The sequence below is a fragment of the Ningiella algicola genome (assembly GCF_028401415.2).
Lineage (GTDB): Bacteria > Pseudomonadota > Gammaproteobacteria > Enterobacterales > Alteromonadaceae > Glaciecola.
The window spans coordinates 1,779,821-1,793,277 of sequence record NZ_CP171821.2; the positions used below are offsets into that span (position 1 = coordinate 1,779,821).

At 44.6% G+C, this 13,457-nt stretch carries 7 protein-coding genes; 6 read left to right on the forward strand and 1 reads right to left on the reverse strand.

What is annotated here, in order from left to right:
• The first annotated feature begins 343 nt into the window (after nt 1-343).
• From PN836_RS07820 to PN836_RS07845, 6 genes are all read left to right on the forward strand, one after another.
• A complete protein-coding gene (locus PN836_RS07820) occupies nt 344-1,000 on the forward strand; it encodes a hypothetical protein (RefSeq protein ID WP_395344685.1) in 657 nt (218 codons plus the stop codon).
• Between the two features lie 479 nt (nt 1,001-1,479).
• Nucleotides 1,480-3,912, forward strand: a complete 2,433-nt coding sequence (gene hsdR / locus PN836_RS07825) for an EcoAI/FtnUII family type I restriction enzme subunit R (RefSeq protein ID WP_395344686.1) — start codon at nt 1,480-1,482, stop codon at nt 3,910-3,912.
• 30 nt (nt 3,913-3,942) lie between these two features.
• On the forward strand, nt 3,943-5,718 hold the full coding sequence (locus PN836_RS07830; protein WP_395344687.1) for an N-6 DNA methylase: 1,776 nt from the start codon (nt 3,943-3,945) through the stop codon (nt 5,716-5,718).
• A complete protein-coding gene (locus PN836_RS07835; RefSeq protein ID WP_395344688.1) occupies nt 5,718-7,727 on the forward strand; it encodes a restriction endonuclease subunit S in 2,010 nt (669 codons plus the stop codon). Before PN836_RS07830 ends, PN836_RS07835 begins: the two co-directional genes overlap by 1 nt.
• Before the next feature lie 116 nt (nt 7,728-7,843).
• Nucleotides 7,844-9,520 (forward strand): AAA family ATPase, encoded by a 1,677-nt coding sequence (locus tag PN836_RS07840; RefSeq protein ID WP_395344689.1) that lies wholly within the window; start codon nt 7,844-7,846, stop codon nt 9,518-9,520.
• Nucleotides 9,517-10,374, forward strand: coding sequence for a hypothetical protein (locus PN836_RS07845; protein WP_395344690.1), 858 nt, complete (start codon nt 9,517-9,519; stop codon nt 10,372-10,374). The genes PN836_RS07840 and PN836_RS07845 overlap by 4 nt, the downstream gene beginning before the upstream one ends.
• Nucleotides 10,375-10,497: 123 nt before the next feature.
• Here the strand turns inward: PN836_RS07845 and gcvP are convergent, their stop codons facing one another.
• Nucleotides 10,498-13,449, reverse strand: coding sequence for an aminomethyl-transferring glycine dehydrogenase (gene gcvP / locus PN836_RS07850; RefSeq protein WP_395344691.1), 2,952 nt, complete (start codon nt 13,447-13,449; stop codon nt 10,498-10,500).
• Between the last annotated feature and the right edge of the window lie 8 nt (nt 13,450-13,457).

Sequence of the window (13,457 nt, forward strand, 5' to 3'; positions counted from 1 at the left end):
AGGTTTACTCGATCACTTCAAATCACTCTATGTTCAGCTTACAAAGCTTCCAAACATTTACAACGAGATAAACCAGTTAGACGTAATGTGTCTGATACGTCAACTGTAAATCACGAAGGAAATATTGGCTCTGCAACACGGGTTGCCCGACTCTTCAAGTGCCCCTTCGTGAATATTGACAGACTTGAACGACATGTCAGATACTTTTACACTTAACTCGCCTCGTATACCACTGTGTACCTAGAGTGCCGATATTTATTGGTTTGGTACGATTAGTGCTTTCGTTTGCACGAAGCAAATTATTTAGACACAACACTATAATAGATAAGGAGTATTTAAAACGATGAACTTTATTAAAGGCCTAATGTTTTTCGCTGTTGCCTCTGTCTCGGGAATCACCCATGCAGGTTTAATTGGAGCAACCGTTGACTTGTTTGCTGATAATGGTTTTAGATTCAGCGATGGTATTGCGATTTGCAAATCTGCTGCTATCGAAGGGGACACTGTAGGAACAGGGATTGAACTGAACAGCTCAGATTGGTCAAGAGATGTTTGCTCTGGCACTTACAGTGTTGACATTACCGACCAGCAAATTTTGCTTACAGGCCTAGAGTCGGGTACTTACGAATACGCACGTTTTCGTCTCGATGTTATTTCAGGAACTACAATATTAGCCGCAAGTTTTGATGGCTATACTTCTAATTTCTTAAATCCTGCGGGCGACTTCAACGACGAAAGCTTTCTGCCAACGGTCACTTTCGGAGCAGATTTTGTAGAAATCGTTTGGGACACGTTTGGAACTGGCGAATTCTCCTTCAATGGCCCTGGAAACTTCGGAGTTGCTCCTTTTGGCTCGGCCATATTCTCGGTTCAGACTGACAGAGGAACGTCCAACCCAGTGCCTACACCTTCGACAATTCTTCTTTGCATCTTTTTTAGTTGCCTAGCAGGGGCTAGAGGCATCAAACGATACTCTATTTCGAATCAAAGATTTCAGTAAAATTCGTGTGAGGTTAAATTAGGCGATTCAAGTAGATGAAAAACCGTTAGCTCATAAACTTACTCTAACTATTATTATTCTTATTGCTTAACATTAAATTCATTCACGTTTAATGAAATTATTCACAAACTGAACGTCGCAATTTTATCTATACTTATTGATACCATATCACGGCTAAACAGCTTGTTTAAAATCGCCTCTTTAAATTTCTCTGAATGTCTCTCATACTGCATCACATAATACTTACCACCCCCTGTTAATTTAAATATTTTCTAGACGACACGTAGTCTGACAAAAGGGGGTTAGGGTTGTGTTAGTGACAGACGAAATACTAACTATTCAAGAAGTAGCGAAGTTAACGGTACAGAGTTAGCTCGACTCATGTTGCGGTATAATATTGGCAGTCGAGATGAACAGGTATTACGTCTGAAAAAGATTGACGAAGAATTCTTCGACCAATAAAGGATTGAGGCTCCATCATGGATAAAAAAGCACTATCAGAAAGAGATATTTGTACCAAATTCATAACACCTGCAATTGAAAAAGCGGGTTGGAAACAAAGTCAATTTCGAGAAGAGGTAAAACTTACTGATGGTCGCGTGATGGTTAAGGGTAGACTTGCGGCTCGCGTTAAAAACCCTGAGAAAAAAGGCGGCCCTAAAAGAGCTGACTATATTCTATATGCGAAGCCTAATCTTCCAATTGCAGTAATTGAAGCCAAAAAGAATACACTATCTGTCGGGCACGGAATGCAACAAGCTCTCAGTTATGCGGAGATGCTCGATATTCCATTCGCAATTAGTAGCAATGGAGATGGGTTTCTTTTACACGATAGGACAGCTCTTACGACACCTACAGAAAAAGAATTAAGTCTCGATGAGTTTCCATCGTTACAATCAATTTGGCCTATTTATCAACAGTGGAAGGGCTTAACAACAGAATCATCAGAATCAATAATTTCTCAACCTTATTACAGTGATGGGAGTGGGAAAGAACCTAGGTACTATCAGCGTGTTGCGATTAACCGAACAGTAGAAGCTATTGCTAAAGGGCAAAATAGAATACTTCTAGTTATGGCTACCGGCACAGGTAAAACATATACCGCTTTTCAAATTATTTGGCGGCTATGGAAGTCAAAAACAAAGAAGCGAATCTTATTTTTGGCAGATCGTAACATTTTGGTTGACCAGACAATGCAACAAGACTTTGCTCCTTTTGGCGAGGTTATGCATAAAGTTACCAATCGAGAAGCAAAGAAAAATTACGAAATATACCTCGCACTCTATCAAGCTGTTACCGGTAAAGAAGAATGGAAACAGATCTACCGTCAATTTCCCGCTGATTTTTTCGATTTAGTTGTGATTGATGAGTGTCACCGCGGCAGTGCAAAAGAAGACTCTGCCTGGCATGACATACTTAAGTATTTTGAAAGTGCTACGCATATAGGTCTTACGGCTACTCCAAAAGAGAAAAAGCCAGTTGATGGCGAAATTATAAATCCTGAATTTAATATCAAGTATTTTGGTGAACCCATCTATACGTATTCACTAAAACAGGGGATTGAAGATGGTTTTCTCGCGCCTTACAAAGTTGTTCGTATAGCAACTAACGTTGACGCCTTGGGCTACACACCAGAAAAAGGAAAAACAGATAGATACGGCCAAGAAGTGGAGCAACGCCAATACAACACTAAAGACTTCGACCGAAACCTGATATTACAAAAGCGCACCCGTTTCGTCGCAAACAAGGTATGGGAATACTTAGAAAATACCGATCCAATGGCAAAAACCATTGTGTTTTGTGACGAACAGGATCACGCTGAGAGAATGCGCCAAGAATTAGTCAAACTTATACCGGCCGCTGCCAGCAATCGTCGTTACGTAATGAGGATTACAGGTGATGACAATGAAGGAAAGGCGCAGCTGTCATATTTCATAGATAACGACGAGCCTTTCCCAGTCATTGCAACTACTTCAAAGTTGTTGACGACTGGAGTTGACGCTAAAACCTGCAAACTGATTGTTCTTGACCAAAACATAAACTCGATGACTGAGTTCAAGCAGATTATCGGCAGAGGAACACGATTAAGAGAAGACTATAACAAACTCTACTTCACTATTATGGACTTTAAGGGTGCTACCCGCCTATTTTCAGACCCTGATTTTGATGGTGAACCGGTCATTATTTACGAACCTGATAAAGATGATCCAGTAGTTCCGCCAGAAGAAACCGAAGAAGGTAGTACACCTGAAGATTCAACGACCCCAGAAGACTCTTCTCCGCCACAAGCCGCAGATGAGTCCGAGATCCGTGAACCCAAAAAGAAATTTTATTTAGATGATGTGGATGTTGACCTAGCCGCAGAGCGCTCTCAGTATCTTGACGCGGATGGTAAACTCATCACTGAAGATTATCGTGTCTTGCTAAAAGACCAAATTGAACAGTCATTAAAAGAGAGTTTTGGTACCCTTAGTGGTTTTTTAAAACGCTGGAACGAGAGCGATAAAAAACAAGCCATAATCGATGAATTGGCTGAGCAAGGTATCAAGTTAGAATTACTCCAACAAGCTATCCCTAATGGCGAAGAATTAGATGTATTCGACTTGGTAGCACACGTAGCATTTAACCAGAAGCCTTTAACCCGCAAAGAAAGAGCAAACAACGTTAAAAAACGTGATGTGTTTGGGAAGTATGGCGAACAAGCCAAGGCTGTACTTGAAGGGTTGGTTGAAAAGTTTGCTGAACATGGAGTCCAAGACATTGAAAACCCACAAGTATTAGAACTACCGCCCTTCGACCAATTAGGCAGTAAGACCCAAATACGACGAGGCATTTTTGGCGGCGTAGACCAATATCAAAACGCTATCAAAGAATTAGAAACCGAATTATACAAAGATGATTTAACTGCGTAATCATCCCAAAAGATGAGATTAGAATAATAAATGAACTTAAGTAGCACCATAAAAAGCATTCAAGACATCATGCGTAAAGATGATGGTGTCGATGGAGATGCTCAACGACTTGGCCAATTAACTTGGATGCTTTTTCTTAAAGTATTCGACCAGCGCGAAGAGGAGTGGGAAGACGACAATAGTAAATATGAATCCCCAATTCCAGAAGGCCTTCGATGGCGAGATTGGGCAAAAATGAATGATGATGGTCAGGGTAAAAAGTCGCATAAGATGCCGCCATCCTCAGTTATTGGATTTGTAAACAATGAGCTATTCCCCAAGCTAAAGAGCATTGATGCGAACGAAAGTGCAATTCATAAAGTAATCAGAAACGTCTTTGAAGACGCAAACAATTACATGAAGTCTGGCACACAATTACTAGCTGTAATTGAAAAATTAGAAGAAGCAATTAACTTTCACGATTTCAAAACTCGCGCTCAAATTGGCGACGTCTACGAACAGTTACTAAATGATCTACGAGGTGCTGGCAACGCTGGGGAATTTTACACACCTCGCGCAATTACTGCATTTATGGCTGATAGGGTAAACCCTCGGCTAGATAAACGTGAAACTGTGTTGGATCCTGCATGCGGAACCGGGGGCTTTTTAACTGCCGCGATTGATCACTTGCGCAACCAGCGCACGTCAAAGTCGGGCACAGAGGATCAAAAAGCCATTGAGTCGTTAATACGTGGCATCGAGAAAAAACAACTGCCGCACCTGCTGTGCACCACTAACATGCTGCTACATGGAATAGATATACCTAGTCAGATCGAACACAAAAACACTCTGGGCATCGGCTGGAACGAATGGAGTGCAAATCAAAAGGTCGATTGCATCATCACCAACCCTCCATTTGGTGGTTACGAAGACGATGGTGTAGGCAGCGATTACCCAGCAGATTTGAAAACCCGCGAAACCGCCGATATGTTTATGGCGTTGATCATCAAAAAGCTATTAAAAGAAAATGGCCGCGCCGCGGTTGTGCTACCCGATGGTTTTTTATTTGGCGATGGCATTAAAGGCACGCTAAAAAAACTACTACTACAAGACTGCAACCTGCACACCATTATCCGCCTGCCCAAAGGCGTGTTTGCCCCATATACAACTATCAAAACTAATTTATTGTTTTTTACCAAAGGTGCGCGAGTAGACGATGGCAGCGAATACTTTCACACCGACACGATTTGGTTTTACGAACATACCTATCCGAAGGGCTACAAGAGCTACTCCAAAACAAAACCCATTCGATTAGAAGAGTTTGATGCAATTAATGAATGGTGGGGGGATGAGAGCAACGACTTCGCCAGTCGCGAAGAAAACGACTTTGCCTGGAAGGTGGATTTTAAAAACAAACGCAAACAGGCCGAAGCCGACGCAGCGCCTCACTGGGCGAAAGCCGAAAGCTTAAATAATCAAGTAAGCGCTCTGGATAATCGCATCCGTGATTTGCGTGATTCTATTAAAGGCGTCAGCGACAAAAGACAGCGCCAAAGCGTAGAAGATGACATCGAAGTTTTAAAAACAGAAAGTGATGGACTGCGCATAAAAGCACGTGACGCACAAGCCGCAGGAGATCGCCTATATTGGCCAATTTTCAATCTTGATGAATCGAATCCCAATAAGCCCCAAGAAGAGAGCCACGACCCAGACGAGCTACTGATTAAATACAAAAAGCTATTAGGTGAAATTGAAGAAACCGAAAACCAGCTTAAAAGTGAACTGGCAGCCGCGCTTTCTCACCACTTTAACGATGAGAAAGCCTGATGGACGCGAATCAGTTTTTGGCCGAGTTTGGTCATATTGCCAATTCGCCGGGGGGCATAGCTCAATTACGGGAGTTGATTTATCAATTCGCCGTTACGGGAAAGCTCACGCAACAGAGAGAAGAAGATGGTGGCGCAGATTGCGTGCTCACAAATGTAACTCGTATTCGTAAACAGTTAATAGCCGAGAAAAAGTTTAAGCGTTCGCCAAAGTTGGAATCTGCACAATTGGTACCACCGTTAATTGAGTTACCGCCCAGCTGGCGCTGGAGTCGCTTGCTCGATCTGGGAGAAATCAATCCACGAAATCAAGTCGAAGAAGATCCGGAATCAATGGTTATGGCCACTTTTGTGCCAATGGCGGCAGTTTCCGAATTGCACTCAATCACCATAGCTGGCGAGGTTAGGCCGTGGTCAGAAATAAAAAAAGGTTACACACATTTCGCAAATGGCGATGTCTTATTGGCTAAGATCACCCCGTGTTTTGAAAACGGAAAGTCGGCAGTGGTACAAGGGCTTGAGCACAATATCGGCTCAGGCTCTACAGAATTTCATGTTTTCCGCCCCATAAGCGAAGACGTTAATCCAGCCTATATTTATCTTTTTATTCGCTCACCATTATTTCGCGCAAAAGGCGAAGCCAGCATGACAGGCACCGCAGGACAAAAGCGTTTACCTACGGATTACTTTGCATTATGCGCAATGCCATTACCCCCAACCGAAGAACAATCCCGCATTGTCGCAAAAGTCGATGAGCTGATGGCCTTATGCGATCTGCTGGAAACGCAACAACAAAAACGCCGCACCCTTCAAAACAAACTGCGCCATGCCACCTTGCAAGCCGTCGCGACTAGCAAAAGCCCGCACGAACTGCAAGAGAGCTGGCAACGCCTGCAAGCCAACTTCGGCCAACTTTTATCTACGCCGGACGATCTGGTTGCTTTCAAAGGGCTGATACTTGACCTGGCCGTTTCCGGGAAATTATCCAATCTCGAACATCGGCATGAATCAACTGGTGAGGAGCTATTGGAGGCAATAGCTCAACGAAGAGTTGCTTGGTCACAGGAAGTTGAAGGTCAGGAAAAAAAAGAAGCGCAGACCATGCTGAAAAAGCTGCGCACACAACAGGTTAATGTACCTGAGACAACTCTACCAGAGCATTGGACGTGGGCGACCTTTTTGCAGGTTTCACAAGCTGTAGTCGACTGTCACAATAAGACTGCTCCATACGTTGCAAGCGGTATTCATTTGGTTCGAACAACGGATATACGAAACGGGGAGATGAACCTCACAAACACCAAAAAAATTTCCGAAGAGACTTTCGATTATTGGGCTAGGAGAATGCCACCAAAAGCGGGAGACATTTTTTTCACTCGAGAAGCACCGATGGGAGAAGCTGCGATCGTTCCTGAAGACGAAAAAGTCTGTCTTGGTCAGCGCACCATGTTGCTCCGTCTATTTCCAGAATTATTTAATAATCGTTTTTTGCTTTATGTGATTCGCAGCCCCGGCTTTCAAGCACGAATGGTTGAAGCGGCCATTGGGATGACCGTTAAACACTTGCGTGTTGGTGGTGTTGAGGATCTAATAGTTCCCGTTCCACCAAAACCGGAGCAGGATGCGATAGTCACAATCATTGATGCGCTTTTTGCAGTATGTGATCACTTTGAAAAGCAACTATCGAAGAAGCAGCGCGTTGCAGAGAACTTAGTTTCAAGTTCCGTTGCTTCTCTTACCGGCATTGCCATCGAACAAGAAGAGGAACCTATGAAAGCCCCACAAACTGAACTGGTGGCACCGGTGCGTTTAGGCACGCCGCCCGATGTCAAAGCCCAAGCCCCGCTGGCCACCATTCTCGCCCGCCATAACGGCGAGATGAGTGCTAAAGATTTATGGCAACGTTTCGGTGGCGAGATTGATAGCTTTTACGCCCAGTTAAAAACCGAAGTAGTCCACGGCTGGTTACTGGAACCCTCGCCTGCCACAATGCTTGAAAAAGAAGACAGCTAAACGGACAAACATTAAAAGGATTAAGTATGCAGCTTCGATATTTAGCCATTCCCCAGTTTCGTAACCTGTGCAATTTGGAAGTGAGTTTTGCCACTAAGCTAGAGACGGTATCAAGGATGCCTGCTGACGCCGCTCTTAGTGCATCGACAAAACGCATTCGCAGTCATGCCTTAATTGGTCAAAACGGCACCGGAAAATCAAATTTAATTGAAGCGCTAATTAATATTTTTAGAACAATAGACCTCGAAATTGAACCTCCTTTTGAATACACATTGGAATATGAAATTAGAGATAGGATTGTCCGCATTCAAGCTGATTTTAATATACTTAAAACTAGAGCAACGGTCTGGGTTGACGGAAAAAAAGAAAATCAAAGCTATCTATTGAGAAACCGCGATCTATTGCCTTCACACGTTTTTGCCTACTATTCAGGTCGAAACGAACGCATTGAGCAACTATTTCAGGAGCACCAACGCCGCTTTAATATGCGTCAAGAAATCACTGCTGATGAAGTACTACCAGAACATTTGCTGGAAAATTTTACCGCTTCAGATGCTGATATAAGTGCGATAGAAGAAGCCAAACGCCGTCGGGAAGCTAAGTTAAAGCAAGCTGGTGATGATCGACTACGCCGCCTGTTCTATTGCCGAGGTGGTCATAGCCAATTGGTGTTGCTTGCCTGCTTGCTTTCAGACGACCCGGTATTTCAAAAAGTACTGAATAACCTTCATATCGAATCACTGGAATCAGCCCTGTTTGTGCTGAAAGAACCCCATCGCCTTCGCGAAAAACGCCGGAATAGAAAATTTGATGAAATGGAAATCAACGAAGGCGATCCACGCTTCTGGTATGCCCGTGGCAACGTCGTCAGCGAATTTCTCGACAAACTCTGGCAAGTTTCGTGGGCCCCTATCGAACAAGAAGCCAACAAGCAAATCGATTTTCGTGGTCGCAGCGAAAAGCAAAAGCAGCTGTATTTATATGTGCCCACCAAAGACAAACTGAAAGAGCTAGGAGAACTGGTCGGGGGGCCCGACAGTTTTTTCCGTTACGCTGAAGGCGCTTACATTGGCGATTTAATCGATGAAGTACGAATAACAGTAAAAAAGCGTGACGAGGACGGTGGCAAAGTCAGCTTTACCCAACTATCTGAAGGTGAACTACAGATGCTCACCGTTCTCGGTCTAATGCGTATTACCCGCGAAGACCATTGTTTATTTCTTTTGGACGAACCTGACACCCACTTAAATCCAATCTGGAAACTTCGTCTTTTTGAAGATGTGAACGAAGCTATGTCTATTAGCTCGGGGATAACTGAAAATGGGGAGGCACAGGTACTGCTTACAACACATGATCCAATTTTACTTGGCAGCCTTCAACGCGAACAGGTTCATATTTTACGGAAAAATGGAACTCACACCATAATAGTTCCTCCTGACGAACACCCTCAAGGCATGGGCGTAACCGGTTTATTAAAGAGTGAACTTTTTGGCTTGTCATCGACGTTAGATATTGAAACCGAGCGCCGCTTATTTCGACGAAATGAGCTGTTTGTAATGTCTTCGCGCACACTTGAGGAGGAAGCAGAACTTACTCGACTCTCTACCGAGCTGGCTGATCTTGGTTTTTCCACTGCTGATTTCCGTGATCCCGACTACGCCTTGTTTGTTCGTAAGATGGCTCAACATCGTAAGTTCCGTAAGCCAGTATTAACGCCAGAGGAGCAGGCAGAACAAGATCGAATCGCTGATGACATAATAAGTGAAATTCTACGAGAGGAGGCTGACGAATGATCTTTATAGACTTGGAACACAAAAAGCCAACCGATAACGATATTCCAAACTGGACGCCGTGGACGCAAGCTCAATGGGATACCTGGCTGGCGAAATCCAATCGACTTATTGAGGAATTGGCAGCACTTGAAGCAGCTGGTCAGCACGAGGAACGTAATGCACTGATTGATTCCAATAGTGCTCACTGGGGTAAATTGAAAGAATGGTTATTAGCGCTGTCTGGCGGTAAGTGCTGGTTCTCTGAGGTACGCGAACTGTATTCACATTATGATGTCGAGCATTTTCGCCCTAAAAAAGAAGCTAAAGAACTCGATGGCACAAAACGAGATGGCTACTGGTGGTTAGCGTTTGATTACATGAATTTCCGTGTATGCGGTAATGTCGGTAACCGGAAAAAAGGTGGATGGTTTCCTTTGCAAAATGGCTCATTGTTATCGACATACGCTGAACCCTGCGAAGAATCAGAGGCACGATATTTACTCGATCCCATCGATGATGATGACGTATCACTCATTGCTTTTGATGAAGAAGGCAAAGTGATCCCTTATCCTGGCACGTCTGCATGGGAGCAGCTGCGGGTTGAGGAAACAGTAAAGCGCCTTAAACTTAATGAGCATGTGCCGCTTACAGAGGAACGACGTAAAGTGTGGCAGAAAGTTGATGGGCTAATCGAGGATTTTCATAGAGCGAAAACACGTTGTGCTGCTGGAAATAATCCAGCTGCAAAAGAAAAGTTGAAATCGGTTCGAGATGGCATTAGAAAAATGACTAACCCCAGTGCCGAGCTTTCGTCGGTTGCGCGCTGGTGCCTCTTACTTCGCAATGACCCGCAATTGTCTAGACTGGTAGGCTAAATAAAGCAAAAGATAAAAAAAGCGAACCTTAGAAAGGTTCGCTTGTAAATTTAGAATATTCACAATTTAGATTGCATTCACAAACTTCATTGCAGCATTCACAATTTTAATTGTTGATCACCACTATTCCACAAAATCCCGATAACTATCCAAATCCGGACAAGAACAAATCAAATTCCGATCCCCAAACACATCATCAATCCGGTTCACCGTCGGCCAAAATTTATCTCTAGCAACCGCAGCAACAGGATATGCAGCAAGCTCTCGGCTATACGCCCTATCCCACTTTGAATCAACAATATCTGCTAATGTATGTGGTGCATTATGAAGCGGGTTGTCCGTTGCATCCCATTCGCCTGTTTGCACTTTTTCGATTTCTTGGCGAATACAAATCATGGCTTCAATAAAGCGGTCTAGCTCTACTTTGGCTTCTGATTCGGTAGGCTCAATCATGAGCGTACCGGCTACTGGGAAGCTCATGGTAGGTGCGTGGAAGCCGTAGTCGTTTAAGCGTTTGGCTACGTCCATTTCGCTTACACCGCTGGCTTCTTTGAGTGGGCGTAGGTCAATAATGCACTCGTGGGCTATGCGTCCGTTCATGCCTTTGTACAAAATGGGGTAGTGACCTTCTAGCTTTTTGGCCACGTAGTTGGCGTTTAGCATCGCTACTTCGGTTGCTTTACGCAGGCCTTCGCTGCCCATCATTTTGATATACATGTAGCTAATTGGCAAAATAGAGGCGCTGCCCCAGGGTGCGGCCGATACTGCGCCGTTATTGCCCAGATCGTCGTGGGTGCCTGCAGCTTTTAAGCTCACTAAAGTATGGCTGGGTAAAAATGGGCCAAGGTGTGATTTTACCCCGATTGGTCCCATGCCCGGGCCGCCGCCACCGTGCGGTATGCAGAATGTTTTGTGTAGGTTTAGGTGCGACACATCTGAGCCAATCAGGCCAGGTGATGTTACGCCTACTTGCGCGTTCATGTTTGCGCCGTCCATGTAAACCTGCCCGCCAAATTCATGCACTATGTCACAAATTTCTTTTACTGTTTCTTCATACACGCCGTGGGTAGAGGGGTAAGTGATCATGGCGCAGCTTAAATTGTCTTTTACTTCTTCGGCTTTTTGGCGCAAGTCTTCTAAATCAACATTACCTTTGGCGTCGCAATTTACCACCACCACTTTAAGGCTCACCATTTGTGCCGAAGCGGGGTTAGTTCCGTGAGCAGACTGAGGGATTAAGCACACATTTCTGTGCCCTTCGCCGCGGCTTTGATGATAGCGCTGAATAGCAAGCAATCCAGAGTATTCGCCCTGTGCGCCTGAGTTGGGCTGCATTGAGAGTGCGTCATAACCTGTAATGTCGATAAGCCATTCGCTTAGCTCATCAATCATTTCTTTGTAGCCAACCGCTTGATTAAGTGGAGCAAAAGGGTGCAGTTGACCAAACTCAGGCCATGTTACCGGGATCATCTCGGCTACTGCGTTTAACTTCATGGTGCAGGAGCCTAAAGAGATCATGCTGTGGTTAAGCGCCAAGTCTTTATTTTCAAGTGACTTGATATAACGCAGCATTTCCGTTTCGCTGTGATAGCGGTTAAACACTTCGTGAGTTAGGTATTCGGAAGTACGAGTTAATTCGGCAGGAATCGACTCACTCGGGCTTTCTATAAGCTGCGCATCTATTGCCGCTATCTCTAAGCCGTGGCCTTGGCCTAAAATAACGTCGAATAAATCGGCAACATCAGCGCGTGAGGTCGTTTCGTCTAATGACACGCCAAGGGTGTTTTCTAGATCTGTTCGTAAATTCATGCCTTTTGCAAGGGCCGCTTCAACAATCGCGTCTTTTTGGAAGGTGTCGTCACACTCAATAGTAAGTGTATCAAACCAAGTGCTGTGTTTAAGCTTAACGCCTTTTGATGAAAGGCCAGTAGCCAAAATATCGGTGAAGCGATGCGTTCTGTGCGCAATTGCCGCCAGGCCTTGCGGGCCATGATAAACCGCGTAAAAACTTGCCATATTCGCAAGCAGTACTTGTGCAGTACAAATGTTTGAATTGGCTTTTTCACGGCGAATGTGTTGTTCACGTGTTTGCAAGGCCATTCTAAGCGCAGGTTTGCCGCGCGTGTCTTTACTCACACCTATAATTCGGCCCGGTAAAGAACGCTTGTAAGCATCGCGAGTGGCAAAAAAAGCTGCGTGCGGGCCGCCATAGCCCATGGGCACACCAAATCGTTGTGCGCTGCCTAGCGCAACATCTGCACCAAGTTCGCCTGGCGGGGTGATCATGGTAAGCGCAAGCAAATCGGTGGCAACTGCCACTACGCCTTTGTTGGCTTGAATAGCGCTTATGGTGTCGCGAATATCTACAATTTCACCTGTGCTGCTGGGGTACTGTAAGAGTGCACCAAAAATATCTTCGTTTGCTGCGTCTGCCTCATCGCCCACAATTAGCTCAAAGCCAAACATATCAGCGCGGGTTTTAAGTACGTCAAGGGTTTGCGGGTGCACGGTGTTTGCAACAAAAAACGCATTGGCTTTTTTATTTTTAGACACGCGCTTTGCTAAAGCCATGGCTTCTGCAGCTGCGGTGGCTTCATCGAGTAAAGATGCTGACGCAAGCGGCAAGCCGGTCAAATCAATCGTCGCTTGTTGAAAGTTAAGTATTGCTTGCAAGCGGCCTTGGGCAATTTCTGGTTGATAAGGCGTGTAGGCCGTGTACCAACCTGGATTTTCAAGTACGTTGCGTAAAATAACGTTTGGCGTTAGGGTATTGCTGTAACCCATGCCAATAAACGAGCGGTTTATGACGTTTTTTGCGGCAACTTGCTTAAGCGCTTGCAATGCGTCTACTTCGCGTTGAGCTTCACCAACTTTTAAAGGCTCTGGAGAATGAATATCGCTAGGCACAATTTGCTGCATTAGGTCGTCTAAAGATGTTGCACCCACTTCACTAAGCATATCGGCAATCTCTTGTTTACCCGGGCCTATATGACGGCGAATAAACTCATCTTGGTTTTCCAATTGCGATAAGCTGGCAGATGACAATGTGATGTTTGGATTGCTTGCAACATTCATTCTAGATA